Raw genomic sequence first — 26,281 nt, 5'->3', positions numbered from 1 at the left:
TTCGGGCAATTTTTTGACTTAAGGTTTGTGTGCAGTGAAAGTGCATGCCTGTCTGCGTATTGAAGTGTGGAATGCTGTCATTCGTGATCCGTGCAGCATCGGCAGACTGAACTCGGAGCGGACACTGCGCTCTGAGCCTCGGTATCGGTTGCCTGCACCACGAAGTGCAAAGGGCTGGTGATTGATAAGGAACCTTTCCGGCGCGAACGCCATCTCAGGTGCAGTAATTCCGGCCCCGAAATTCTTCGCTTTGTGAATGGTCTAGTCGGGGGACGTTCCGGCCAGTTCGCAGACGATTTGCCATTCGGCGTCCGTCACGGGCTGCACCGACAGGCGCGAATTCTTGACCAAAACCATGTCGGCAAGGCGCGGGTCGGCCTTGATCATGTCCAGTGTTACCGGGCGCGCCATCGGTTTGACCGCCTTGATGTCCACGCATTCCCAGCGGTCATCATCGGTAGTGCTGTCAGGATGCGCCGTGGCGCAGACCTCAACAATGCCCACGACGGCTTTTTCCTTTTGCGAATGGTAGAAAAACCCACGATCTCCCACCGCCATCTCGCGCATGAAATTGCGTGCCTGGTAGTTGCGCACGCCGTCCCATTCCTCGCCCTTCTCGCCTCTGGCGACTTGATCGTCCCAGCCCCAGGTCGAGGGTTCGGACTTGAAGAGCCAGTACGCCATGTCAGATGACCTTCTTCCATGCGATCATTCTGACTTCGGAGAACAGCCCGGCCTTGGCGTAGGGGTCGGATTCGGCCCATTTTTCGGCCGATTGCATGTCGGGCACATCGAGAATGACAAGCGAGCCGATCATCTCACCGGCTTCATCGAGGAACGGACCGGCCTGGCTGACCACGCCGCTGCTTTTGAGATAGGCGACATGGGCATCGCGATTGTCGAGCCGGGTCTGGAGCGCACCGGGTTTGTCCTTGGCCATGAGAGCGATCAGCATTTTTCTTCCTTCAATGGGCGTGAGAGCAGCCTATCCATAGCCTGTTCGACGCGCAATTGGCCTTTCGTCAACCCGCACACCACGTCGGTGATCGGCATGTCGATCTGCATGCTTCGGGCGCGGATCTGGACGGCGTGGGCTGTTGCGGCCCCTTCGACCGTCACCGTGGGGTCGAAATCCTCGCCCCGCCCGATGCTGTGTCCCAGCCGTGTGTTGCGCGACTGCTCGGACGTGCAGGTCAACGCCAGATCGCCAAAGCCTGACAGGCCCGACAGTGTTTCGGGCCGCGCGCCCAGTGCCTGCGCCATGCGCTGCATTTCGGCATAACCGCGGGTCATCAGGGCGGCGCGCGCACTTTCGCCCAGCCCGGCCCCCATGACCGCACCACAGGCAATCGCGATGACGTTTTTCAGCGCGCCGCCCAGTTCGGCCCCGACCGTGTCCGTGGTCCGATAAAGCCGCAGGTTGGCGGTACTCAGCGTATCCTGCAGGGCGCTGCCTGCCAGCGCGTCGGCACAGGCCAGAGTCATAGCGGTGGGCAGGCCGCGCGCGATGTCATGGGCGAAGCCGGGGCCAGTCAGGATTGCGGGCATTGCCTCTGGCACCATCTCGGAGATGACCTGCACCGGGCCCTGCTGAGTGTCCAGTTCGACCCCCTTGCAGCAGGCGACCAGCGTTTTGCCGGCCAGCGCGGCGCCGTGTTCTGCCAAAATGGTGCGCAGTTTTTGCATCGGCACGGCCAGCAGCACGGTTGTAGCGTGCTGCAAATCGCCCAATTCAGCGGTTACCCGCAGTGAGACGGGCAGCGTGGCCCCGGGCAGGCGGCGGGCGTTGTCGCGTGTGGCGCGCATCTCGGCCACATGAGACTTGTCCCGCGCCCATAGGGTGACAGGCCCGTTTCCGGCCAGCGAAATCGCCAGCGCCGTGCCGAAGGCACCCGCTCCCATGACACCGATCATGCCTTTGCCCCCTTCTTGCCCGATCCCAGCATCGGCGCGCTGTCCCGGTCAAGCGGCCAACGGGGGCGGGCGCTCAGGTCCATGCCGTCGCGGTGGCCGTCCATCAACAGCAGCCCGCCCGCATAGGCGATCATCGCCGCGTTATCCGTGCAGTATCGTAGCGGGGGGGCGACAAAGCGCGTTTCGGCCTCGGCTGCGACGCCTTCCAGTGCTGCGCGAATGCTCTGATTCGCCGCGACGCCGCCCGCAACGGCGAGCGCGCTGACCGGCACGCCGCGTCTGGTGCATTCGGCCAGCGCACGCCGGGTTTTTTCCGCCAGCACATCGCACATTGCCGCCTGAAACCCGGCACAAAGGTCGGCGCGATCGGCGCGTGTCAGCCCGCCGCGTTCCGCCATCACGGCGTCGCGGGTGCGCAACAGCGCGGTCTTCAGCCCCGAAAACGACATGTCGCAACCGGGCCGGTCCAGCAGAGGGCGCGGAAAGGCATAACGCACGGGATCGCCGACCTGAGCGGTTTGTTCCACCTGCGGGCCGCCCGGTTGTGGCAGCGCCAGCAGGCGCGCGGTCTTGTCAAACGCCTCGCCCGGGGCGTCGTCTATGGTGCCGCCAAGGCGTGTGAAGCGGTCAGGCGCATGCACGATCAGAAACTGGCAATGCCCGCCCGAGACAAGCAACATGAGGTAGGGAAACGGCACCTCTTCGGTCAGTTGCGGGCTGAGCGCATGACCCGCCAGATGGTTCACCCCGACGAACGGCTTGCCTGTGCCCACGGCCAATCCCTTGGCGCACATCACGCCAGAGATCACGCCGCCGATCAACCCCGGCCCGGCGGTCACGGCAATACCGTCCACGGCAGACAAATTCAGGCCCGCCGCCGCCAATGCGTCAGACACGCAAACATCCAGTTTTTCGGCATGAGCACGCGCCGCGATTTCTGGCACGACACCACCGAAATCCGCATGCAATTCGTCCTGACCAATGGTGACAAGCGCCAGCACGTCAGGGGGCGTGCCCGCGCCCATGCGCAGCAATGCGGCTGACGTATCGTCACAGCTGCTCTCAAGCCCCAGTATTGTCCACGTCTTTGCCATCGTTCTGCCCGTTGCGGTGATGCCTCTAGGCAGGTAACACCAGAGGGTCATGCAAACAACTCCGGTCACATCCCCTGCGCCATTGCTGCTGATCATCCGGCCCGAGCCGGGCGCGGGTCAGTTCGCGGCGGCGGTCGAGGCGCGCCATCCCGGCCAGGCCCAGATGCTGTTCGCGCCGGTGATGGAGATCGTGCAGACCGGCGCGGTGCCGGATCTGAGCGACATCCGCACATTGGTATTCACATCGCAGAACGGTGTCTTTGGATACGCGGCGGGGACCGACCGGCGCGACATACCGTGTTATACTGTGGGCGACACCACCAAGGAGGCCGCAGAAGCTGCGGGCATTCAGGCGGTCTCGGCCAGCGGGGCGGCTGATGATTTGCTGGCGTTGATGCTGGCCGATAATGTGTGTGGCCCGGTCCTGCATCTGCACGGTGAACATATGGCTGCCGATGTGGCGCGGGCGCTGCGCGATGCCGGGGTCGAGGCGCGTGATGCGGTGCTTTATGCACAACGGCCCCGGCCGCTGAGCGATGCGGCTCGCGCAGCCCTCACGGGGCAGGTGCCGGTGATCCTGCCGCTCTTCTCTCCGCGCAGCGCGCGTTTGCTGGTCGCCGACACGATGCCAACCTGTCCACTGGTGCCGCTGGCGATCAGCGCTGCGGCGGTGGCAGCGCTGCCCGAATCGCTGGCGAAGGCCGCGCTGATGGCGGCGCGACCGGACGGTGCGTCGATGTTGGCGCTGATGGCGGACGCGTTGACAATGGCCAAGCGGCTTGAGGGTGCTATAGGGCCGCAGTAAGGTTGTCCGACGCTCGACGATGGCAGATTCGAAAAGGGTTTTGAAAAGTGGCGGAAAAAAAGAAGCCTTCGAAGCAGACGCGGACCCGCAAGGAGGACGTGTCGAAGGCGGATACCGCGCCTGCCGACCTCGGTGATGACAGCGTGAAAGTGGATGCGGAATCTTCGTCTGAAGATCGTGTGGCTGACAGCCCAACGGACGCGGTGGCGCAGCGAACGTCAGAGGCTGGTGCGAAGGCCGAGGCGGCAGATCGGCTTGCGTCAGAGGCGGATGCCAAGTCAGGCGATGAGCCTGATGCTGGCGGGGCTGACACTGAATCGGATGCGCCCGAAAGTCAGGACGCGATCATTTCAGATACCGCGCCCGAGGATGCGGTAAAAGAAGACGAAACGCCCGAGAATGACGAGCCATCGGCTGATACCACCGGGTCAGAGCCGCTGGACGAAAGTGCTGCACCTGCACTTGTACCGGTCGCACCAGAATCACGGCCAGCGTTCTGGCCGATGGTTTGGGGCGGGATCGTTGCAGCCGGAATCGGTGCAGCTCTGGCCTATGTCATTTTGCCGCAGTTGGGCGTGCTCAGCGTGCCTGACACCGCATTCCGGGACGACGTGATGCGCTTGCAGACCGCGCAGGCCGAAAAGATCGCGGCACAGGCCGATGAAATCGAGACTTTGCGCAGTACGGTTGCGCAGGTGCGCGAAGACGCGGCATCCAGCGGCGCGGGCGATGCCCCCGACCTGAGCGAATTGCAAAAGGTGCAGAGCGATCTGCAGGCGAAGACGAGCGCGCTTTCGGATGAGATCGCGTCGATAAGATCCCAGATCGCTGCGCTTGAATCCCGGCCAGCCGCCGATGGCTCGACGGTGTCGCAGGGAGAAATAGCCACGTTGAAGCAGATGCTTATGGCGCAATCCGATACGCTGGCCGCGCAACAGGCCGAGATTGCGGCGCTCAGCGCCGACGCTGCCGCACAAGAGGCGGCAGCACAGGCATCGGCAACTGCAACTCTGCGCCGTGCCGCGCTGACTCGCATCCGCAGCGCGCTGGATACGGGGGCCAGTTTCACCATGGCGCTCGACGATCTTGAGGCCACCGGGCAGGATATCCCTGAGGAATTGCGTGCGGTGGCGGCAGAAGGCGCGCCGTCACTGGCCGCGCTGCAAGAGGCATTTCCGCCCGCTGCGCGAATCGCGCTTGCCAATGCCCGCAAGGAACTGGGCGAGAGCGGAGCGGCGCCCACCGGTGTGATGGCCTTTCTCAGTGATCAACTGGGGGCTCGGTCGCTGGAGCCTCGTGAAGGCGACGATCCCGATGCGGTGCTCTCGCGAGTCGAGTTCGCGCTGCGCGAGGCGCGGCTGGGCGACGCTCTGGCAGAGATCGAGACCTTGCCTCCTTCGGGGCAAGCGGCCCTGGCCGACTGGGCTGACAGCGCCCGTATGCGGATGAACGCGACCCGTGCCGTCGATGCCCTCGGCGCCGAACTCAACTGACCTCGAAAGGTTAACGCTCCATGCTTTGGTCCATCATCAAGATCGTCGTTTTCCTCGGGCTCGTGGTCGCGGTGACATTCGGCGCGTCTTACCTGCTCGAACTGGATGGCGGCGTGCGTATCGTCATGGCCGGGATTGAGCTGAACCTGACACCGATGAAGGCGGTCATCGGTTTCGTGCTGCTGGTGCTGCTGGTTTGGCTGCTGCTGAAACTGACGGCGCTGCTGATCGCGGTGCTGAAATTCATCAATGGCGACGAGACGGCCATTTCCCGCTATTTCGACCGGAACCGGCAGGAAAAGGGCTATCGCGCCCTGACCGAAGGGATGATGGCGCTGGCCTCTGGTGATGGCAACACGGCGATGTCACGCGCCAGCAAGGCCGAGCGCTACCTGAAAAAGCCGGAGCTGACGACATTGCTGACCGCGCAGGCAGCTGAATTGGCCGGCAACCGCGCCAAGGCCGAAGAGGCCTACAAGCGTCTGGTGGCACACAAGGACACGCGCTTTGTCGGGGTGCGTGGCATCCTGCGGCAAAAACTGGCGGACGGTGATACGGACACCGCGCTGAAACTGGCCGAAACGGCGTTCGGGCTGAAGCCCGCGCATCCCGAAATTCAGGATATCCTTCTGCAACTGCAAACGCAGAAGGCCGATTGGGTGGGCGCGCGCGCCACACTCAATGCCAAGCTCAAGCATGGCACCCTGCCGCGCGACGTGCACAAGCGGCGCGATGCCGTTCTGGCACTGTCAGAGGCGCGCGACGTGGCCGAAGAAGGCAAAGACATCGCCGCACGCGAAACCGCGATCGAAGCTAACCGCCTGTCGCCGCAGTTGGTGCCTGCCGCAGTGATGGCCGCGCACAGCTATATCGATCAGGGAAACAAGCGCCACGCGACAAGGGTGATCCGCAAGGCATGGGATGCGCAGCCGCATCCCGATCTCGCCGCAGCCTTTGCCGCCATCGAGCCGGATGAAAGCCCCGCACAAAGGCTCAAGCGGTTCGGCAAGCTGATCAAGGCCAAGCCGGACCACCGCGAGTCCAGACTGCTGGAAGCCGAGATGCACATCGCCAACGAGGATTTCCCGGCAGCGCGCCGGGCGCTGGGTGATCTGGTCGAGCGCGATCCGGACGCCCGCGTGCTGACGGTGATGGCGGCGATCGAGCGTGGCGAAGGTGCACCCGACGCGGTTGTGAAAGGCTGGCTCGCCCGTGCACTGACCGCGCCGCGCGGCCCGCAGTGGATCTGTAACAAGTGTCAGCACATCCATGCCAACTGGGTGCCTGCCTGCGAAAACTGCCATGCCTTCGATACGCTGGAATGGAAATCACCACCCGCATCCAGCATCGCAACACCTACCGGTGTCGAGATGCTGCCGCTGATCGTCGGCCAGTTGGAGGACCAGCGCGCCGAAGCGTCACTGGACCCGGCTGAAACCACTGCAGAGGCAACGGATGCCGAAGTGATCGACGCGGAAATCGTGGGAGAGACCGACGATAAGGACAGCGCGCGCGACAAATAGCGCGGAGCGGCGCCGGGCGCCTTACCAGACCGGCGGAGGCCCGACCGAGGCGCGCCAGCACAGGTGGGTTTGCAGCGTAGCAGTTTCGCCGGGGCCACCCTCTTCGATCATCTGCATCAGGACTTTCGCTGCGGTGCGTCCCATTTCCCGATGCGGGACGTGCACCGTTGTCAGGGCAGGCAAAGTAACCTGTGCCAAGTCGTTATCGTTAAAGCCCGTGATGGACACGCGACCCGGAACGTCGATGCCCATCGCGCGTGCGCAGTCCAGGGCACCCGCGGCCAGAACATCATTACCGCACAGTACGGCCGTAGGCGTAGGCCATCCCTGCATCAGCGCCTCGAAGGCCACAGCCCCGGTGTCCATCCCGTAGGGAGTCTCGATCACCTGCAAAGTCGCCGGGTCCAGCCCGGCGGCGAACATGGCGGCACGGATGCCCTCGATCCGTCCTCGGGCGCGGTCGTTCTGCGCTGTGGGCCCCGAGATCGCTGCGATCTGCCGGTGGCCGAGCGCGATGACTTCGGCTGCGAGGATATGCATCGCGGCACGGTTGTCGAACCCAACCGAGGGGCAGGGCGCGGTGGCGTCGAGCGCCCAGGCCGCAAGTGTCGAAACGGCCTGATTGCCAAGATAGTCATAAAGTGCCGGATCGCGGTCATGCCCGATCAGCAGCAGGCCCTCGGCGCCACGCGCGACCAGCGCTTGTGCCTGCTCGGCTTCCAGCAACGGGTCGTACCCACTGCTGGCGACCAGCAAAGTGTATCCTGCGCCGCGCAACTCTTCCTGAAATGACTGCAAACCTCGGGCAAAGGCCGCGTTCTCCATGGTCGGGATGATCGCGCCGATTGTTCTGGTCCGCCGGGCGGCCATGGCCCGGGCGCCGAAATTGGGGGTATAGCCCAGATCGCGCACCACCTGTATGACGCGCTCGCGGGTGGGTTCCGCCACGCTGCCGGGGGAGTTCAAGCACCGCGAGACTGTCGCGGTCGAAACCCCTGCGCGTGCGGCAACATCGGCCAGAGTCGGGGCGCTGCGCTTGTCTGTCATAGCTTAAACACTGCGCCAGCCACGCTGTGATGTAAAGCTCGCTGCAAGCGGTTGCATGCCTTGGGCACAGGCCCGCCGAAGGGGCGGGCAAGCCTGTTAACTGCGCGAAATCGGAATCTTCAGGCACAACCTGACGCCGCATTCCGGAATTGTGCAGGACATCTGAGCGGCGTGCAGGGGCGGCACCACGAGGCGGGAAAACAATGCCCCCCGCCGCCATCAGGCTTGCGGGGGGTCTGGAGGCCACCGCGCTGGAGGGACAGCGGCGCGGTGGAGAGGTAACTCTGGTTATCGTCAGTTCAGAACTGCGGGCCGATTCGCATACGCCAGAGAGACAAAGCCAGCCTTGTCTTGGTTCTACAGATAACGCACGTCTTGATTGTATTTCAAGTAAAGCTTGTCGCCATGAACGGTCCAATCGTCGGGTTCCGTCTTGGCGATGCAGCCCTTGGATATGGCATAAGCGCAATGACCACCGTACGGGGGGTCGTATTGCTGCGGATCAGCGTCGAACAGCGACTCGTTTCAGGATCAATATAGCATGGCGATGGCGTTCGCCCAAGCGTCGCAACGCCATCGTGATCGATGGTGCGGGATCAATCGACGTTGGGCGAAAACGGCCAGCCTGCAATATCCATCAGCTCATCCGCCGGGCGCGCCAGATAAACCTGCGCATGAAAATATCCGGTCGTCTCGAACCCTTCGGGATCGTGCCCGCGTGCGGCGGCATTGGCGATGGCGCGGGCCTGCTCGGCGTCATCCGCGAACCGGCGATGGCGGAACGGCGGCAGCGGCAGGGGCTCGACCGTCAGACCGTGGCGTGCCATCACATCCATCGCTTCCGCGGTGTCGTTGCCGCGGATCGGCGCGGTGATCACCCAAGGCTTGCGTGCCGTCGCAGCTTGCAACACCCGGTCCAGCGCCTGCGGCAGCATATGCGCAACGCTGCCGATCTCTACCACCAGATCGCAGCCGGTGAGCCAAGCGGCCAGTGCGTCGCTAGGCATGTCTGTCTGCAAATCTTCTGCGAACGCGGCATCAAAGACGCCGATCCGCTGGCCATAGGCCAGAGCCTGATCGGCAATGTCGAGGCCGGCGTAGCGGTCGGCGTTGTCAGGGGCACGCAGCGGCCGGAGCCAGTCTTGATCACGCGCGGCCATCTCATCGGTGCTATAGCCGTCAAGCGCGGGATCGCGGTAATGGTCCAGCACCGCGTCCAGCGAAATCTTATGGCGCATCAGCAGGGCCGCGATGCCATAGCCGCTGGCAAAGTCGAGCACGCCCAGCGAGGGCAGGCCGCGCAGCCGCATCAGTTCGGCGCGCGCGGCGCGAAAGGCGGCGGCACCATGATGCGCGGTCCGAAATCCGGCGTGATGCATCGCCCGAAAGTAATCCCGGGCATCCGGCAGATTGTAGATGTCATCGTAAATCGTGACGATCCGTTTTGCGCGGCTGCCCTCGGTTTCGATCATCGTTTTTTCCCTTTCGTGCGACTGGCTGTCTGCCATGTGCGCTGCCCGGACGTCTATCGCAAGCTTGAATTCGGCTAACCGGCACGGCGCGAATGTTTCACTGAGGCGCGCGCCCGTGACTGCAATGGCGGAAAGCTGACCCGAATCGAAACATTGTTTCGGGGGTGCACTGCATCGTGATAGGGATGTGTAGCACACGGCCTTGCCTGAATCGGGCCGGCGCGTCAGATACGGGCGATCCGTAGCAAAAGGACAGCCCGATGAGCCAGACCGACAGAGCGGACCCACCGGCCTCAAAGCTGCTGCTTGGCGCGGGCCTCGTCTGGCTTGCCGTCATTGTTTACGCGTCGTCAAATTCGATCGTGTCACTGCTGACCCAGATCGGGCGCGATAACCCGGTCGACGGGCGCAACGCCATTACCTTCTGCAATCTGCTCTTTCTTGGATCGTTGCTGTCGCTCATCCCGATGGTGTTCATGTTCTGGCGTGACTGGACACGCGAAAATCTGGCGGGCTTGACGCGCAAGGATTGGGGCATCCTGACGGTTTCGGCGGTGCTCTCATCGGCGTTGACCCCGGCGCTGTTTTTCGTCGCGCTCGATTATACTACTGTGACCAACGTCGTCCTGATCGGCCGGATCGAACCGCCGTTGTTCTTGCTCGCCACGTATTTCATCCTGGGCGAAAAGCTTGACCCTTGGGCGTTTGCGGCAGGTCTCATCGCGTTGGTCGGGGCGGTCATCATTATTGCGTTCAAGGGCGACGGTGCCGCATTCATGTTCGGCAAGGGAGAGATCGCCACCATCGCCGCAACGATCAGCTTCATTGCCTCGACGCTGGTGGCGCGGGTGGGGCTGAAAGGCGTGCCGCTGGGCATTTTCTCGATCTACCGCACGGTACTGGGGACGGCGATCTATTTCGTTCTGGCGCTATACCTTTACGGTCCGTCGCATTTTCAGGACGTGCTGTCGCCGGTGGTTTGGAAATGGGTCTGGGTCTATGCGGTGATCGTCATCATGATCGGCCAGTTCGCCTGGAACCTCGGACTGAAGAACGCGCGTTCTGCCGATGTCTCGCTCGCCACCTCGTTTTCGCCGCTGGCGGCGCTGGTGATTGCCATGCTGCTGCTGGGCGAGGACCCCGGTCCGGGCCTCATCCCCGGTGGCGCGATCATCCTCGCGGCCATCGCGGTTGGGCAGTACGGTCGCCGACGCATGCTGGCAGCCGAAGCTGAGGCCACGCAGGCGACACAGGACGATAATCTGGACGAAGCGCTGAAGGCGGAAGGCCGCGTCAACTTCAAGGGGGCGTGATCGCCGTTCAGAAGGGTGGCGGGCTTGCCTCTGGCCGATCTCGCGCGCAATCCAGAAAGAAACGCATGATTTCATGGGCCATGGCGCTATAATGCGCCGGGTTGCGCTTGTCGTTTTCGATCTGACCGATATCGACCTCGGTCACGCCGTGCCCGGCCCACGCCATGCGCAGCATCGCATCAAGATCTACGGCATAGTTGCCGCGCAGCTCGGTATGGGCAATGCGTGAGCGATCCATCAGGTAAATCCCGGAATTGGGGGCGGTGAGCGTCGACAAGGACGGGCAGAGTGCGGCCACGGCGGGCTGTACCAGCAGCCGGGTCATGGGCATGTCGTCGCCCGGATCCTGCCACGCGCCCTTGACCAGGCCGATGCCCGGCGCGCGTGCACCGGCGAGGCGCGTCACCAGCTCCGGTCCGAAACGCTCGAGATCGGCATCGACCTTCATCACCCAGTCATGCCGTGCTGCGGCGACCCCGGCCTTGAAGGCGTGCCCCATCCCTTGCCGCGTTTCCGTCACCACGCGCGCACCTGCTGCTGTGGCCACTGCCGCGGTGTCGTCTGTCGAGTTGTTGTCGACCACGATCACTTCGGCCACTTCGGGGGCGCGGCTGAGATAGGCAATCACGGCTGCGATCGTTTCGCCCTCATTGAAGGCGGGCACGACGGCGCTGATGGGATCGGGCATCAATGTTTTCCTTGGGCGTTCAAACCGCCAATGTCGCCTGAACGGCGCGTTTCCAGCGGGCGTATTTTGCGTCGCGTGTGGTGCGGTCCATCGCCGGGCTGAAGGTACGCTCGAGCGCCCAGCCGTCGGCAAAGCCGTCCTGATCGGGATAAAGCCCCACCTGCATCCCTGCAAGCCACGCCGCCCCCAGCGCGGTGGTCTCCAGCACCTTTGGGCGGTCCACCGGGGCGTCGAGGATATCGGCGAGGAACTGCATCGTCCAGTCAGAGGCGCTCATCCCGCCATCGACGCGCAGGGTGGGTTCACTGGCGCTGGACTGCGCCGCCCAGTCGGCGCGCATCGCCTCCAGCAGGTCACGGGTCTGGTAGCCGACGCTTTCCAATGCGGCGCGCGACAGTTCGGCCGGGCCGGTGCCGCGGGTCAGTCCGAAAATCGCACCACGGCATTCGGCGTCCCAATAGGGCGCGCCAAGCCCGGTAAATGCAGGCACCAACACCACGTCCTGCCCCGGATCGGCGGACTCGGCCAGCGCGTGAGTTTGACACGCCTCGTCGATCACGCCCAGCCCGTCGCGCAGCCATTGCACCACGGCACCTGCGACAAAGATCGACCCTTCAAGCGCATAGGTCGGTTTGCCGTCCAACTGGTAGGCGATGGTCGTCAGCAACCGGTTGTGCGACGTCACCGGCGCCGAGCCGGTGTTCAGCAGGGCAAAACACCCGGTGCCGTAGGTCGATTTCATCATGCCGGGCCTGAAACACGCCTGTCCCACTGCGGCTGCCTGCTGATCGCCGGCAACGCCACGAATCTTCATCGGTGCACCGAAATGCTCCGCGTCGGTTTCCCCAAAATCGGCAGCACTGTCGCGGACTTCTGGCAGCATCTGCATGGGGATATCCAGCAGCGCGCAGATATCGTCGCTCCATTGTCCTTCGTGGATGTCATAGAGCAGCGTGCGCGCGGCGTTGGTGGCATCTGTGGCATGTACCGCGCCGCCGGTGAGATGCCAGATCAGAAAACAATCGACCGTGCCAAAAAGCAGCTCGCCCTTGGCCGCCCGGTCGCGCGCATCCTTGTGCTGATCGAGAATCCATTTCAGCTTGGTCCCCGAAAAATATGGGTCTAGCAGCAGTCCGGTGCGCTGGTTGACCATCGGGCCGTGCCCGGCAGCGCGCAGGGCACGGCATGTCTCGGCGGTGCGGCGATCTTGCCAGACAATGGCATTGTGCAGCGGCTTGCCGGTCGCGGCGTCCCAGACCACCGTTGTCTCGCGCTGGTTGGTGATGCCGATGGCGGCGATGTCTGCGGCGGACAGCCCTGCATCCTTCAGCGCGGTGCGGCAGGTGGCTAAAGTGGTATCCCAGAGGTCAGCCGGATCATGCTCTACCCAGCCAGAGGCGGGGAAATGCTGGGTGAATTCCTGCTGCGCGGTGGCGATGGGCTGCATCGCCGCATCAAAGACAATCGCGCGGCTGGAGGTGGTGCCCTGATCAATGGCGAGGATATGGGTCATGGGCGGGCTCCGAACAAATGCACAGAATCAGAGTTTAGGGCGAGGGGCTGAGACTCCGCAACGTTTGCGATAGCAGGTCGTCATGATGGGAAATCGCAGACGCTCAAACCGGGTGGCTCGCGATCCAATCATCAATTGCGGCGATCTGCTCTGCGCTCAGCCGCAGGCCCAGCCGGGTGCGGCGCCAGACCATGTCCTCGGCGGTACGGGCGTATTCGCGGCGCATCATCCAGTCCAACTCTCGCGCTGTCAGGGTCGCGCCGAAATCGGTGCCGAGGTCGGCGGCAGTTTTTGCATCGCCAAGCATGTCGCGTGCTTCGGTGCCGTAAGCACGAATGAGGCGCGCAGCCCAGTCGGGCGTCAGGAACGGGTAATCCGTTGCCAGTGCCGCCGTCAGCGCCTGCACGCCATCCACGGGGAAGTCGCCACCGGGCAGGGGTTCCCCGGCGGTCCATTTCGCGCCTGCCTGCGGAAAATAGGGCGCAAGTTCGGCCAGAGCCCCTTCGGCCAATCGCCGATAGGTGGTGATCTTGCCGCCAAAGATGTTGAGCAGCGGGGCAGGGCCGGACGTCTCCAGCTTGAGAACATAATCGCGGGTCGCTGCGGTGGCCGATGATGCGCCATCGTCATAGAGCGGGCGCACGCCGGAATAGGTCCAGACGATATCGGCTTGCGTCACGGGCCGTTCGAAATATTCCGAGGCAAAGCGGCACAGATAGGTGGCCTCCTCAGGGCTGCATTTGGCCGGTGTTTCCGGGTCCGGATGGTCGGCATCGGTGGTGCCGATCAGGGTGAATTCGCCCTCGTAGGGAATCGCAAAGATGATGCGACCGTCTGTGCCCTGAAAGAAGTAGCAGCGATCATGGTCAAACAGACGCTTGGTCACGATATGGCTGCCCCGCACCAGCCGCACGCCTTCACGCGGCTGCAGCCCGATATCGGTGCGAATGACATGCTCGACCCAAGGACCAGCGGCATTGACGAGGGCGCGGGCGGTTGCGTTTCTGGTTTCACCGGTTTCGGTATCGCGCATCTCGATATGCCACAGATCGCCGCGCCGCTCGGCTTTGGTGACTTTGGTCCGCGTGAGGATGGTGGCACCCCTTGCTTCAGCGTCGCGGGCGTTCAGCACTACAAGGCGCGAATCCTCGATCCAGCAATCGGAATACTCGAACGCGCGTTTGTATTTGGCCTTGAGTGGTGCGCCCGCCGGATCGTGGCGGAGGTCAAGTGAGCTTGTGCCGGGCAGGATTTTCCGCCCGCCCAATGTGTCATAGAAAAAGAGACCAAACCGGATCAGCCACGCCGGCCGGCGTCCGCGCATCCACGGCATGAACAGGCCCAGAAGGCGCGACGTGGGCGTGCCGACCTCGAACCGCATGTCGCGGTGGTAGGGCAGCACGAAGCGCATCGGCCAACTGATATGTGGCATGGCGCGCAGCAGTGTTTCGCGTTCCTGCAATGCCTCGCGCACGAGGCGGAATTCGAAAAACTCCAGATAGCGCAGGCCACCGTGAAAGAGCTTGGTCGAGGCTGAAGAGGTTGCCGAAGCCAGGTCGTTCATCTCGGCCAGCGTCACGCTGAGCCCGCGCCCGGCCGCATCCCGCGCAATGCCGCAGCCGTTGATGCCGCCGCCGATTACGAACAGATCGACGGGAGAAGAAGGCGAAGAGCCGGGCATGGCATTTCCTTTTATGGGCGGCTCAGGCAGAACACGGTGGCGGGGTGCGAGTCAACGCGAAAATGTTCATTTGTGTTCGTTTTGGTGTGGTGTTTCATTGTAGTATTGCAGGTTTAGCTGGAGATTTTTGACTTGAGAGCCTATAAGCGAAAAGTCGGAAAGAAATGAATGCGCTGCCCCAGTCATGACCACGACCTTTCGCCATCCTGATATTCTGGAGATCGCCCGTCGCGAAGGCCGTGTGACAGTCGACGAGCTCGCAGAGCGGTTCGGCGTCACTTCGCAGACCATCCGACGGGATTTGACGAGCCTGACACGTACCGGCGCCTTGCAGCGGGTACATGGTGGCGCGGTTCTCGCCGCAGGTGTAAGCAATCTGGAATACGAGGCGCGTAGGCGGTTGAACGCGACCGGAAAGCAGGCGATCGGCCGGGCTGCAGCGGCGCGGATTCCTGACGGCGCATCGGTGTTTCTGGATATCGGAACCACGTCCGAGGCGGTTGCGCGGGGGCTCAGCGCACATCGTGGGCTCATGGTGGTGACCAACAATCTGCACGTGGCCGAGATATTTCGCGCCGGTTCGTCCGGCGAGGTGATCATCACCGGCGGATCGCTACGGGCGACCGATAACGGGCTTGTGGGCCCCTTGACGGTGCAGAGCATCGAAAGTTTCCGGTTCGATTATGCGGTACTGGCTTGTTCGGCTGTGGATGAAGTCGGCGACTTGCTGGACTACGATCTGGACGAGGTGCACGTTGGTCGGGCGCTGCTGCGCCGTGCCCGCCAAGTGATACTGGTGGTGGATCGGTCGAAATTTCGCCGCACAGCACCTGTGAGGATTGCGAACCTGGCCGATGTCGGGTGCGTCATCAGCGATGCTGCGCTGCCCCAAGAACTGGCCGCCCTTTGCGAACGCGCTGGGGCCACGGTCGAGATCGCGGTTCCGGCATGATCAGGGTAGTCCTCTTTCCCTTGTGTAAGCGGGAAAGCGCGGGTTTGCTGCAGCTGCATAAGCGCGGGTTGATGGACTTATGAAAATGCCTATTAGTACCGCGTTAAAAAGATTCTTTTACTTCTGGAGATATCTGCGTCATGCGCTGATGGTTTTATTGTGACCTGGTGAGTTGTGCTTTGGTGGCCAGTACTGGCTCCTGCCGATCCGTTTGATCGGTTAGAGGTGCAACTATTTATGCGTGCGCGGCGAGTTTAAATTGGATTGGCTAATGCTGAATGTGAGTTTGAATCACCTGCTGAAACTGACCCGTACGCAGAAGCGCGCGGTCCAGATCGGCGCGGACTCCATCATCATGTTGGCCGGTTTTCTGTTGGCGATGGTGCTGCGGCTGGAAGGCACCGGGTTCATGACGGATCTAGGTGTATGGATTGCGATCCTCATCGTTCTTCCCTTTTCCATCGTCGTGTTCACATGGCTCGGGTTTTACCGCGCCGTGATCCGTTTCCTCGCGTTGCAATCCGCACGCGCGATTCTGATCGGGGTGGCAATCTCGGCGCTGACGCTGTTTGTCGTGTCTCAGATGTTCGGACTTGGGGTGCCTCGGTCCGTGCCTGCCATTTATGGATTGCTGATCTTTTGCCTTTTGGGCGGGATGCGGGCGGCGATGCGCGGCCTGCTGCAACGGCCTGCGAGCTCCAGCCGTAATGCGGTTTTGATCTATGGTGCGGGCAGCGCCGGACGGCAATTGCTCAGCTCGCTCGATCAGGGCGGGCAGTACCGCGTAACCGACTTCATCGACGATGCGAAGGAATTGCAGGGCAGGGACATATGCGGCGTGCGTGTCCGCAGTCCGGACGAAGTTGCCGAGCTGGTCAAGCGCCGCGCGCCTGAGATCATCCTGCTGGCGGTTCCCAGCGCATCACGGACGCAACGCAAGGCAATCGTGGAGCGGCTCGAACCGCTGCCCGTGCGCGTGCAGACGATACCGGGCATGGATGATATCGTGTCCGGTCGCGCCCAGGTGAACGAGTTGCGCGACGTCGCGATCGAGGATTTGCTGGGCCGCGATCCGGTTCCGGCGATGCCTGCGCTGATGGCGAGCAACATCTGCGGCAAGGTCGTGATGGTCACCGGCGCGGGCGGGTCCATCGGCAGCGAGCTGTGCCGCCAGGTCATCCGTCAGGCTCCCAGCATGCTGTTGCTGTGGGAACTGTCCGAGCTTGCCCTCTATACGCTGGATATGGAACTGCGCGAAATCGTCGAGAGCGAAGGGCTGGATGTGCCGATTATACCGTTGATCGGTTCGGTTCAGAACCCGGGGCGTTTCTCGGCAGCGCTGCATCGCTACGGGGTACAGACGATCTATCACGCCGCCGCCTACAAGCATGTGCCGCTGGTCGAGCACAACGTGGTCGAAGGTTTGCGCAACAATGTTTTCGGCACCAAGACGGTCACAGATGCCGCCATCGAAGCTGGTGTCGAGGCTTTCATTCTCGTCTCCACTGACAAGGCCGTGCGTCCGACCAACATCATGGGCGCTTCAAAGCGTCTGGCGGAACTGGTCTGTCAGGCTGCGGCCGAACGGCAGTCGCGCACGATCTTCACGATGGTGCGGTTCGGGAATGTGCTGGGGTCGTCCGGATCTGTCATTCCGCGCTTTCGCAAGCAGATCGCTGAAGGGGGCCCGATTACAGTTACCCACCCTGATATCACCCGTTACTTCATGACGATCCCCGAGGCAGCGCAGCTGGTCATTCAGGCGGGGGCCATGGGCAAGGGCGGCGATGTGTTCGTGCTCGACATGGGCAGCCCGATCAAGATCGTCGATCTGGCCGAGCGTATTGTGCGGCTCAGCGGATTGACGTCCTACCGTCTGGCGGAAGGTGAAGAACCGGGGGATCACTCGGCCGGAGATATCGCGATTTCATTTACCGGGCTGCGTCCGGGCGAAAAGCTCTACGAAGAGTTGCTGATCGGCGAGCAGGCCGGCAAGACACGTCATCCGCGCATCATGACCGCCAAGGAAGCCACGCTCGCCCCCGAGGCTCTGGACGATTTGCTCGATGAGTTGCTCGCGGCTTGCCACTCGCAGGATATCGTGGCCTTGCGGCAGCTGATTGTCGAGGCCCCGACCGGATACAAGCCGGATGCGGTGATCGTCGATCTGCTCTGGGACGAAGAGCGCCATGCAGCACCAGAGATGTTGCGGGCAGGAGAATAGCTGCCGATACGAGGTTTTGAGGATATGGCGGGATTTTACATCACTCTTTGCGGTTTAAGTGATGGACGCCGTTGCCGTTTTCGGGCTTCTGTGGCAAAACTTGAGGCGAATTGCATACGCCCGAACTGAAGAGTTTAGACAATGACCGATTATGCCGCCCGGCGCACGATGATGGTGGACACCCAGGTTCGCCCGTCAGACGTGACCAAGTTCCCGATCATCGACGCCATGCTGAGCGTGCCGCGCGAAACCTTTGTGCCACGTCGGTTGCGCGAGGCGGCCTATATCGGCGAGAATGTCGATCTGGGTGGCGGGCGCGTGATCCTGGAGCCGCGTACCCTGGCCAAGATGCTGGACGCGCTCGATATTCAGAATGATGAATTGGTGCTCGATGTGGGCAGCGCGCTGGGATATTCCGCCGCGGTCATGGCGCGCATGGCGCAGGTCGTGATTGCGCTGGAAGAAGATCCCGAGCTCGCCTCTGAGGCCCCGGCGGCCCTGATGGAACATGGCGCAGACAATGTGGTGGTGCATGAAGGCCCGCTGCGCGATGGCGCGGCAGAGCATGGCCCTTACGACGTGATTGTCATTCAGGGTGCGGTGGAACACCTGCCCGAGACGCTGATTGATCAGTTGAAGGATGGCGGGCGCATCGCCTGCCTCTTCATGGAAGGCGCGTTGGGAGTGATGCGCATTGGTTACAAGATTGATGGGCGCATGAATTGGCGGTTTGCATTCAATGCCGGTGCGCCGGTGCTGCCAGGGTTTGAAAAACATGCGGCCTTCACGCTCTGAGGGTGAATGCGAGTGAAGTTAAGCGGGGCCAGAGGATGACAGGAATGAGTAATAGCACTGTTTCGTGGCGCCAGCCGGGCGCTTGGTCATCCCTCGCGCTGAAGCGGCTGCGCTCGGTGATCCTTGTGGCGGGGCTGGCGATTCCGGTCGCAGCGCCGCAGGCCTTGATGGCCGAATCCTTGGCCGATGCACTGGTGAGCGCTTATAATCACAGCGGGCTTCTGGATCAAAACCGCGCCTTGTTGCGTGCGGCGGACGAGGACGTGGCCGCAACCGTCGCGGCGCTGCGCCCTATCATCAATTGGTCCGCGGACATCACGCGCAGTTTTTCGCGCGCATCCGCCGTGCCGGGGCCGGGGTCGACCTCCTCGGGGGTCACCAACGCCAATGCCGGGATCACGGCCGAACTTCTGCTGTATGATTTCGGGCGCACACAGTTGCAGACCAGTGTTGCCAAAGAGGCTGTCCTGGCCACGCGTCAGACTCTGATCGGGATAGAACAGGAAGTGCTGTTCCGCGCGGTTCAGGCCTATATGAACGTGCAGCGCAACACCCGGTTCGTGGCGCTGCGCCAGAGCAACGTGCGCGTCATCGACCAATCGCTGCGCGCGGCGCGCGATCGATTTGAAGTCGGCGAAGTCACCCGCACTGATGTCGCTCAGGCCGAGGCACGTCTGTCCTCGGCGCGAAGCGGACTTGCCACTGCGCAGGGTGATCTGGAGCAGGCGATCGAGGAATACATCGCCGCGGTGGGGCACAAGCCCAGCCATCTGCTGCAACCGCCGCGCCTGCCTGAAATCAGCCGTTCTGTCGAATCGGCCAAGGCCGTGGCCGTGCGCCATCATCCTGACATTCTGAAGGTTCAGCATGACGTGGCCGCCGCCGATCTGACCATCCTTGCCGCCGAAGCCGCAATGAAACCCCGTGTGACGCTCAACGGTAGTCTGGGTGTGCGCGAGCAACTGGGCGGCAGCAGCTTTTCCCGTCAGGGCAGCATCGGCGTACAGGCCACGGGCCCGATCTATCAGGGCGGCGGGTTGAGTGCGGCCAAGCGGCGGGCGATGGCATTGCGCGATGCACAGCGTGGACTTTTGCATGTCGTGACCCATGCCGTTCGCCAGAATGTTGGTAACGCCTATGCGGTTCTGCGCGCGGCGCGAGCCGTTGCTACATCCAGCAATGACGAGGTGCGCGCGGCACGCGTTGCTTTCAACGGGGTGCGCGAAGAGGCCAAGCTGGGCGCGCGTACCACGCTTGATGTGCTGAACGCCGAACAGGAATTGCTGAATGCGCAGGCCAACCAGATTTCGGCACAGGCTGATGTCTATATCGCGGCCTACGCCGTTCTTTCCTCGATGGGGCAGTTGACCGCGCGGGATCTCAATCTGGCAGTGCAGACCTACGACCCGACCGCCTATTACAACCTTGTGAAAACGGCACCGGTTCCAAGCAGCAAGCAGGGCCAGAAACTGGACCGTGTGCTGCGCGCACTCGGAAAAGAGTAAAACCCGTCCTATCTGTTGTGCCAAACCCGTCCGCCCGGTAAGCTGTACTGAGGCAAGAGTGGTATAAAAAATGTCAAACCCCGTGACCAATGTGGAAATCGAGGATGTTCTGTCGTCTATCCGGCGGCTGGTATCGAACGAATCGCGGGGAGCAGATGCCGACCCCAAGAGCGAGGCGAGCCGGAACGCAGAGCAGCCGGAAAGTGGCGCTGATGCGCTTGGTGCACCCAAGCTGGTTTTGACGCCGTCCTTTCGGGTGGACGAGACGCTGCATGAAGACCCACCTTTGCCGGACGCCGCGCTGAGCGGCCCTGCGCCGCAACGCACCGTTGTAGATGGGCCTGCGGCCGAGACGCGGGATGATTCTACGCCTGACTCCGAGATCGAAGACACCGACGATGCGCGGGAGGAATTTCACGCTGGTGCAGATGACGAGGATGACGAGGCGGATCACGCGGCGTTTGAAGAGGACGACGAAGACCAGAGCGATAACTGGGACGTGGACGAGGAAGCCGATTCTGACTCTGAAGACGCTCGCGATGTCATAACTGATACCGTCACCGCGCTGAAAGAACGCGTCGCCGAGATGGAGCAGGCCGTGGCCGGGCGGTCAGAGCAATGGGAACCTGACGGCGCGTCGGATGACGATTACGCTGGCGGAGAGGGTGAGCCGTTGCCGTGGGAAGACTACGTGCCGAGCGACACTGGCGGCGATGCCGATGGCAACACCGAAAGTGATGCCGAGGATGACGACAGTCCTGCCGCGACAGAGGCGCCGCAGGCCGAAGATGCGGAATCTGCCGATGCACCGGATGAAGCGTCGACAGGTGCCGAAAAGCCCGCCGCGACTGCAACAGATTCTGCAAAGGATACGCTTGCCAGTGACGAGACGGCGCAGGCCGAACCCTTTGGCGACAACGAAGCGCCAATGCCAGAAGCGACGCATAGCGAGGACCGGCTGGAAGACGAAACCGCAAATCTTCTGGGCCTCGATGACGACGCCGATGCGATTCTGGACGAAGATGCCCTGCGCGACTTGGTGACAGAGATTGTCCGCCAGGAACTACAGGGCGGGCTGGGCGAGCGGATCACGCGCAACGTCCGCAAGCTTGTCCGGCGCGAGATTCACCGTGCGCTGGCCAGCCAGGAGCTGGAATAGGCGCGCGATGAAGCGCGCGTTTCCGGATCAGGGCGCGCGGGGAGTCCCTGCAAGCTGCAGGAGCAGGTCGATATCCATATGTGTTTCCAGATGCGCCGCCAGCGCATCGAGCGTCTCTTCCACGCTGACGTCATAGGCGAGCGTCGAAGCTGCACCGAAACCAGAGAGATAGGCCGCGCGAAACGCATCGGACGCAAATAGCCCGTGCAGGTAGCAGCCGCGCACGCGCCCATCCGCGCTGGACGCGCCATGGTGTTGGCCGTCGACCTCCAGCCAGGCATGGGTGCAGTCGGGGCCGTCCGTCTGGCCGATATGAATCTCGTACCCTTCGACCATCGCGCCCGTCGGCAGATAGCTGGCCCGCGTGCGCGACAGCCGCTTTTCGGGACGCATCACTGTGGTCACGTCGAGCAGGCCCAGCCCGGTCACGCAGCCCGGTGTGCCCTCGATTCCCTCGGGGTCGGCAATCTCGCGCCCCAGCATCTGGTAGCCACCGCAGATACCCAGTACATGCCCGCCGCGCCGCACATGCGCCATCAGGTCGATATCCCAACCATTGGCGCGAAATACAGCCAGATCGGCGGTGGTAGACTTGCTACCGGGTATCAGCACGAGGCCAGCGTCGCCGGGCAGGGGGCGGCCCGGTTCGATGATCTCGACACTGACCTGGGGTTCGGCGCTGAGCGGGTCGAGGTCGTCGAAATTCGCGATTCGCCCCAGACGCGGTACTGCGATCTTGAGCGGGCCACCGTGCGGGCTTGACGCGATGTCGATGACATCCTCTGCCGGGAGCCGCCAGGCGTCAGCAAACCACGGGACAACGCCCAGTGACGGCCACCTGGTGCGCCCGGCGATTTCATCCAGCCCGGCGTCGAAAAGACTGGGATCACCGCGAAACTTGTTGATGGCAAAGCCTTTGATTCGCGCCGCATCCGATGGGGTCAGAACGGCCTGGGTGCCGACGATCTGCGCGATCACCCCGCCCCGGTCGATATCGCCCACCAGGATCACCGGGACGCCAGCGGCCTCGGCAAAGCCCATGTTGGCGATGTCGCCTGCGCGCAGGTTGATTTCTGCCGGGCTGCCAGCGCCTTCGACCAGCACCAGATCGGCACTTGCGCAGAGACGGTGAAAGCTGTCGAGCACAGGGGGCAGCAGCGAGGGTTTCGCGGTGCCGTAATCGCGGGCGCGAAGGGTGGCGAAACGTTGGCCCTGCACGATGATCTGCGCGCCGGTGTCGCTCTCGGGTTTCAGCAGAACGGGATTCATGTCGGAATGCGGGGTGCGTCGGCATGCCAGCGCCTGTAGCGCCTGAGCGCGGCCGATCTCGCCGCCATCCTCTGTGACGGCGGCATTGTTCGACATGTTCTGTGGTTTGAACGGTGCCACGTTCAACCCGCGCCGCACGCAGGCACGGGCCAGCCCTGCAACCAGCATCGACTTACCGACATTCGAGCCCGCGCCCTGAATCATGATTGCCAGTGCCATGGGGTGTCCTATGTTGCGCCCTTAGCCGGGTGTACAAACTGCCCCGGACCGAGGGAAGCCATGAACACGCCAGCCCATCTGATTTTTGCCGCTGCCGCCTTTGCGAAGCCCGGCGCACCGCGACGTACATGGGCCGCGCCGGCGGGGGCACTGGCCCCGGACCTGTCGCTCTATGTCATGTCCATCTGGGCGCTCTACGTACAGGGCCTTGATCCCGGCCATGTCTTTGGCACGCTCTATTTCTCGGACAGTTGGCAGAACGTGTTCAGGGTCGACAATTCGTTCCTTGTCTGGGGGGCGCTGCTGGCGATCTGTTGGTGGCGCGGCAGCGCGGTGGGTATGGTTTTTACCGCCTCGGCGCTCTTGCACCTGGCATTCGATTTTCCGCTGCACCATGACGATGGGCGCCCGCATTTCTGGCCACTGAGCGACTGGGTATTCCAAAGCCCGATCAGCTACTGGGATCGCGGCCATTACGGGGCCATCATCGGCCCGCTGGAGATGGCGGCTTGTGTGCTGTTGCTGATCGTGCTGTTTCGCAGGTTCGACAGCCTGCGTTCGCGCGCGTTCATCGCGCTGGCGGCGACGATCCAGATACTGCCGGTATTCATCTGGGTTTTCGTCTTCGCAGCGGATGGTGGATAGAGCCAGTCGTTAACCGCGGTTTTACCGCGAACCTGACGTCGATCGCCATCGATCAGGCTTACCCAGCGTCACCCGCACACCCCTGAAAACAACAAAAGCCCCGCCAGAATGGCAGGGCTTCAATTATCCCTTTCGGGGAATTGGATCAGGCGGCTTCGGCCTGTGCCGCGGCAGCGGCGCTGCGGCGTTCGCTTTCTTCGCGCGAAAGGGCGACAGAAGTCCGCACGCCTTTGGACACGAAATCCATCAGGCCCATCACGACCCGCTCATTGGGGTCGATGCCGGCACAGGACAGAACTTCGCGGCCATCGCGCGAACGCGCCCAGCGAGCGATTTGATCAGGACCATTTCCGTACTTTTTGTCGTCGGAAATGGCATCATCGAGAGCGGCCAGTACAACAGCCGCGAAAAGTTTGCGCGCCCGATTGCCTTGCTCGTTGTTGAAGGCGGCACCGTCAACGAAATCTTTCATGATTCGTCCTTAGATTTATTGCTCTTGTATTTTCGGCGTAGCGCCGGTTATGACCTGTTTCGTACGATTCGGATAGAGCGGAGATGCATAACGTCCATGCGCTCTGTGCATGGCTTCTGCACTTGCAGCACGATATTTGGTTAGCTTGCCCCGCAACCGAACCCTATATATAGGGATATGCCGAATTTAATCAAGTTTTGAACAAGGTTTCGCTACAATGCCCAAGATCAACGGAAACGAAATTCGCCCCGGCAATGTACTGGAGCATAACGGCGGCCTGTGGTCAGCTGTAAAGGTTGACCACGTGAAGCCTGGAAAGGGCGGTGCCTTTGCCCAGGTAGAGATGCGCAACCTGCGTAACGGGTCCAAGCTTAATGAGCGGTTCCGCAGCGCCGACAAGGTCGAGCGCGTGCGGCTGGAGCAAAAAGATCAGCAATTCCTCTACGAGAGCGAGGGCATGCTGGTTTTCATGGATGCCGAAACCTATGAGCAGATCGAGCTGCCCGCCGAAATCCTCGGCGACCGGCGTCCGTTCCTGCAGGACGGCATGACCATCGCGGTCGAGTTTTACGAATCAGAGGCGCTGAACGCGACGCTGCCGCAGAAAGTGACCTGCACTGTGGTTGAAACCGAGCCGGTGGTGAAAGGCCAGACTGCTGCGAACAGTTTCAAGCCAGCCGTTCTGGACAATGGCGTCAAGGTGATGGTGCCGCCCTTTGTCGGGCCGGACGAGGCGATCGTGGTGAACACCGAGACGATGGAATATTCCGAACGCGCGTGATTTGAGTATTTTTGGCAAAATGAAGGGGCTGCTGGTGCGGCCCCTTTTTCATGACGCGGTATAGGTGATCGTCGCATCGCCTGCCTGCATCGCGCCCTGCGCACGATCAAAGCGCAGATAGGCGATGGCGCGCCCGCCCGATTGGGTAAAGAGCGTGCCGGCCGGTTTGCCATCTGCCGTGATGGTGGTTCCGACGGGGGCGGTGCCACTGATTTCGACCGTGGCCAGCCCCTTGCGCAGTTCGGTCTTGTGTTTCATCCGGGCGGTGACCTCTTGGCCGACATAACAGCCCTTGCGGAAATCGACGCCGTTCAGCCGCCCGAACCCGGCCTCGAGAATGAAGGTATCGGGGGTCAGTTCGATCCCGGATTGCGGCACGCAATGGGCGACGCGCAGCGCGTCCCAGTCGGTGCCGTCACCGCCGGCCGTTTCACCGTAGAGTCGCCAGCCAAGTGCCGGGTGGCGTGGATCGTCCAACGCGCCCTCCGGTGCGGGGCCGGTGCCGCGCGCGACCTTCAGATCGCTCTGCGTGATCTGCACATCGGCACGCAGCCGGTACATGTTCAGCCGCTGGATGAAGCCGGGGGAGAGGCCCGCATCGATGTCGAGCAGGATGGCATCACCGTGCCGTGACAAAAAGAAATCGGCCAGATACTTGCCCTGGGGCGTCAGCATCGCCGCATAGACCAGCCCGTGTTCTAGTTTTGCGATGTCGTTGGTGATCAGCCCTTGCAGAAATGAGGCTGCGTCCTGGCCCGTGATCTGATGGATGATGCGCGTCATCGGCTCTCCCCTTTTGCTGTCTCTGTGTCATATAAGGCGTTTCGCGAAGAACCTGAATCACTGAATTTCGCGAAACGTTTTAGGATCCGGTGACGGCGACAACAGGGGGCGATGATGCGCGCAGAGCTATCGGTGGTGATCCCCACGTTTAATGCGGCGGCGGTGCTGCCTGCTGCCCTTGCATCGTTGATGGAGGGCGTCGAGGCGGGGCTGATCCGCGAGCTGATCGTGACAGATGGCGGATCGGTGGATGCCAGTGTTTTTATCGCGGAGGAGGTTGGTGCGATCGTGGTTGCGGGGCCTGCATCGCGCGGTGGGCAATTGCGGCGCGGTGCGGCGGCCGCGGGCGGAGCATGGCTGCTGTTTCTGCATGCCGACACGATATTGCCAGAAGGCTGGTCGGCCACGGTTCAGGCGCAGATCGCGCGCGGGCGGCCGGGGTATTTCGGGCTGCGATTCGACCGGGGCGGGGGGGCGGCGTGGCTGGTGGCGGGCTGGGCCAATCTGCGGTCGCGGCTCTTTTCTCTGCCTTACGGGGATCAGGGATTGTTGATCTCGCGCGCAGACTATGACGCTGCCGGGGGATATGCGGATATCCCGCTGATGGAAGATGTGGCGATGGCGCGCCGTCTGGGGCGACGGCTGACGCGGATGCCGGGATTCGTGCATACCGGTGCAGAGCGTTATGCGCGCGATGGGTGGCTGCGACGCGGAGCACGGAACCTGTCATTGCTGATATGCTATCTCTGTGGCGCTGATCCGGAGGCGCTGAAGCGGCGGTATTGACCGCTTGCAGGGCGGTTGGGGCTTGACCCTTTTTCGTAGCACGAATACCTAGAGGCCAGCCCGAGCGGGTATGGTGAAATGGTATCATAAGAGCCTTCCAAGCTTAAGGTGCGGGTTCGATTCCCGCTACCCGCTCCAGCACTTCTCA

24 protein-coding genes and 1 tRNA gene are annotated in these 26,281 nt (G+C 62.5%); 13 read left to right on the top strand and 12 right to left on the bottom strand.

Features of this window, described 5'->3' with window-relative positions; all coding sequences use genetic code 11:
* Positions 1–261: 261 nt before the first annotated feature.
* From O3306_RS04060 to tsaD, 4 genes are read right to left on the bottom strand one after another with little or no spacing between them, the layout of a single operon-like run.
* The gene (locus tag O3306_RS04060) at positions 262–684 is read right to left on the bottom strand and encodes an EVE domain-containing protein (protein ID WP_272003661.1); all 423 of its coding nucleotides are present in this window, start codon (positions 682–684) and stop codon (positions 262–264) included.
* Position 685: 1 nt separating this feature from the next.
* Positions 686–955 (bottom strand): YciI family protein, encoded by a 270-nt coding sequence (locus tag O3306_RS04055; RefSeq protein WP_272003659.1) that lies wholly within the window; start codon positions 953–955, stop codon positions 686–688.
* Positions 949–1,914 (bottom strand): NAD(P)H-dependent glycerol-3-phosphate dehydrogenase, encoded by a 966-nt coding sequence (locus O3306_RS04050; protein WP_272003657.1) that lies wholly within the window; start codon positions 1,912–1,914, stop codon positions 949–951. The genes O3306_RS04055 and O3306_RS04050 overlap by 7 nt, the downstream gene beginning before the upstream one ends.
* Positions 1,911–3,008 (bottom strand): tRNA (adenosine(37)-N6)-threonylcarbamoyltransferase complex transferase subunit TsaD, encoded by a 1,098-nt coding sequence (gene tsaD, locus O3306_RS04045; protein WP_272003655.1) that lies wholly within the window; start codon positions 3,006–3,008, stop codon positions 1,911–1,913. The genes O3306_RS04050 and tsaD overlap by 4 nt, the downstream gene beginning before the upstream one ends.
* A gap of 49 nt (positions 3,009–3,057) precedes the next feature.
* Here tsaD and O3306_RS04040 point away from each other — a divergent pair, with 49 nt between their 5' ends.
* The 3 genes from O3306_RS04040 (at position 3,058) to O3306_RS04030 (ending at position 6,829) form a co-directional block, all read left to right on the top strand.
* On the top strand, positions 3,058–3,813 hold the full coding sequence (locus tag O3306_RS04040; protein WP_272003652.1) for a uroporphyrinogen-III synthase: 756 nt from the start codon (positions 3,058–3,060) through the stop codon (positions 3,811–3,813).
* Positions 3,814–3,911: 98 nt separating this feature from the next.
* Complete coding sequence (locus O3306_RS04035; RefSeq protein WP_272003649.1) at positions 3,912–5,306, top strand: hypothetical protein; 1,395 nt, start codon at positions 3,912–3,914, stop codon at positions 5,304–5,306.
* A gap of 20 nt (positions 5,307–5,326) precedes the next feature.
* Complete coding sequence (locus O3306_RS04030; RefSeq protein WP_272003646.1) at positions 5,327–6,829, top strand: heme biosynthesis protein HemY; 1,503 nt, start codon at positions 5,327–5,329, stop codon at positions 6,827–6,829.
* Between the two features lie 21 nt (positions 6,830–6,850).
* Here O3306_RS04030 and O3306_RS04025 read toward each other — a convergent pair whose 3' ends face one another.
* Positions 6,851–7,876 (bottom strand): LacI family DNA-binding transcriptional regulator, encoded by a 1,026-nt coding sequence (locus O3306_RS04025; RefSeq protein ID WP_272003644.1) that lies wholly within the window; start codon positions 7,874–7,876, stop codon positions 6,851–6,853.
* Positions 7,877–8,472: 596 nt separating this feature from the next.
* Entirely contained in the window at positions 8,473–9,348 is an 876-nt protein-coding gene (locus O3306_RS04020; RefSeq protein WP_272003642.1) for a hypothetical protein, read from the bottom strand.
* A gap of 260 nt (positions 9,349–9,608) precedes the next feature.
* Here O3306_RS04020 and O3306_RS04015 point away from each other — a divergent pair, with 260 nt between their 5' ends.
* Positions 9,609–10,661: a DMT family transporter gene (locus O3306_RS04015; RefSeq protein ID WP_272003639.1), complete on the top strand. Its 1,053-nt coding sequence runs from the start codon at positions 9,609–9,611 to the stop codon at positions 10,659–10,661.
* A gap of 7 nt (positions 10,662–10,668) precedes the next feature.
* On the opposite strand, the gene O3306_RS04010 is transcribed toward O3306_RS04015, so the two are convergent.
* From O3306_RS04010 to glpD, 3 genes are all read right to left on the bottom strand, one after another.
* Complete coding sequence (locus O3306_RS04010; RefSeq protein ID WP_272003637.1) at positions 10,669–11,349, bottom strand: glycosyltransferase family 2 protein; 681 nt, start codon at positions 11,347–11,349, stop codon at positions 10,669–10,671.
* Between the two features lie 19 nt (positions 11,350–11,368).
* Positions 11,369–12,862, bottom strand: coding sequence for a glycerol kinase GlpK (gene glpK / locus O3306_RS04005; RefSeq protein ID WP_272003635.1), 1,494 nt, complete (start codon positions 12,860–12,862; stop codon positions 11,369–11,371).
* Positions 12,863–12,965: 103 nt separating this feature from the next.
* The gene (glpD, locus tag O3306_RS04000) at positions 12,966–14,543 is read right to left on the bottom strand and encodes a glycerol-3-phosphate dehydrogenase (RefSeq protein WP_272003632.1); all 1,578 of its coding nucleotides are present in this window, start codon (positions 14,541–14,543) and stop codon (positions 12,966–12,968) included.
* A 184-nt stretch (positions 14,544–14,727) separates the two neighbouring features.
* Between glpD and O3306_RS03995 the strand changes: the two genes are divergently transcribed.
* From O3306_RS03995 to O3306_RS03975, 5 genes are all read left to right on the top strand, one after another.
* Positions 14,728–15,495 carry a DeoR/GlpR family DNA-binding transcription regulator gene (locus tag O3306_RS03995; RefSeq protein ID WP_272003629.1) on the top strand — a complete coding sequence of 256 codons (768 nt, stop codon included), beginning with the start codon at positions 14,728–14,730 and terminating at the stop codon, positions 15,493–15,495.
* A 355-nt stretch (positions 15,496–15,850) separates the two neighbouring features.
* Positions 15,851–17,719 (top strand): polysaccharide biosynthesis protein, encoded by a 1,869-nt coding sequence (locus O3306_RS03990; protein ID WP_442969971.1) that lies wholly within the window; start codon positions 15,851–15,853, stop codon positions 17,717–17,719.
* A gap of 141 nt (positions 17,720–17,860) precedes the next feature.
* On the top strand, positions 17,861–18,514 hold the full coding sequence (locus O3306_RS03985; RefSeq protein WP_272003623.1) for a protein-L-isoaspartate O-methyltransferase family protein: 654 nt from the start codon (positions 17,861–17,863) through the stop codon (positions 18,512–18,514).
* 44 nt (positions 18,515–18,558) lie between these two features.
* Positions 18,559–20,019, top strand: a complete 1,461-nt coding sequence (locus tag O3306_RS03980) for a TolC family outer membrane protein (protein WP_272003620.1) — start codon at positions 18,559–18,561, stop codon at positions 20,017–20,019.
* Between the two features lie 82 nt (positions 20,020–20,101).
* The gene (locus O3306_RS03975) at positions 20,102–21,178 is read left to right on the top strand and encodes a hypothetical protein (RefSeq protein ID WP_272003618.1); all 1,077 of its coding nucleotides are present in this window, start codon (positions 20,102–20,104) and stop codon (positions 21,176–21,178) included.
* 27 nt (positions 21,179–21,205) lie between these two features.
* Here O3306_RS03975 and O3306_RS03970 read toward each other — a convergent pair whose 3' ends face one another.
* A complete protein-coding gene (locus O3306_RS03970; protein WP_272003615.1) occupies positions 21,206–22,666 on the bottom strand; it encodes a cobyric acid synthase in 1,461 nt (486 codons plus the stop codon).
* A 60-nt stretch (positions 22,667–22,726) separates the two neighbouring features.
* Here O3306_RS03970 and O3306_RS03965 point away from each other — a divergent pair, with 60 nt between their 5' ends.
* On the top strand, positions 22,727–23,311 hold the full coding sequence (locus O3306_RS03965) for a cobalamin biosynthesis protein CobQ (protein WP_272003613.1): 585 nt from the start codon (positions 22,727–22,729) through the stop codon (positions 23,309–23,311).
* Positions 23,312–23,456: 145 nt separating this feature from the next.
* Here the strand turns inward: O3306_RS03965 and O3306_RS03960 are convergent, their stop codons facing one another.
* A complete protein-coding gene (locus O3306_RS03960) occupies positions 23,457–23,783 on the bottom strand; it encodes a DUF6280 family protein (RefSeq protein WP_272003611.1) in 327 nt (108 codons plus the stop codon).
* A 217-nt stretch (positions 23,784–24,000) separates the two neighbouring features.
* Here O3306_RS03960 and efp point away from each other — a divergent pair, with 217 nt between their 5' ends.
* A complete protein-coding gene (gene efp / locus O3306_RS03955) occupies positions 24,001–24,564 on the top strand; it encodes an elongation factor P (protein WP_272003608.1) in 564 nt (187 codons plus the stop codon).
* Between the two features lie 48 nt (positions 24,565–24,612).
* Here the strand turns inward: efp and ygfZ are convergent, their stop codons facing one another.
* Positions 24,613–25,347, bottom strand: coding sequence for a CAF17-like 4Fe-4S cluster assembly/insertion protein YgfZ (gene ygfZ, locus O3306_RS03950; protein WP_272003605.1), 735 nt, complete (start codon positions 25,345–25,347; stop codon positions 24,613–24,615).
* Positions 25,348–25,461: 114 nt separating this feature from the next.
* Between ygfZ and O3306_RS03945 the strand changes: the two genes are divergently transcribed.
* Positions 25,462–26,133 carry a TIGR04283 family arsenosugar biosynthesis glycosyltransferase gene (locus O3306_RS03945; protein ID WP_272003602.1) on the top strand — a complete coding sequence of 224 codons (672 nt, stop codon included), beginning with the start codon at positions 25,462–25,464 and terminating at the stop codon, positions 26,131–26,133.
* A 64-nt stretch (positions 26,134–26,197) separates the two neighbouring features.
* Positions 26,198–26,271, top strand: a tRNA-Gly gene (locus O3306_RS03940).
* The last annotated feature ends 10 nt before the right edge of the window (positions 26,272–26,281 follow it).

It is taken from the genome of Roseovarius sp. ZX-A-9 (genome assembly GCF_028369135.1).
Classification (GTDB): Bacteria; Pseudomonadota; Alphaproteobacteria; order Rhodobacterales; family Rhodobacteraceae; genus Roseovarius.
Note: the sequence above shows the minus strand (reverse complement) of the source record. Positions and strands in the feature narration are given on the sequence as shown.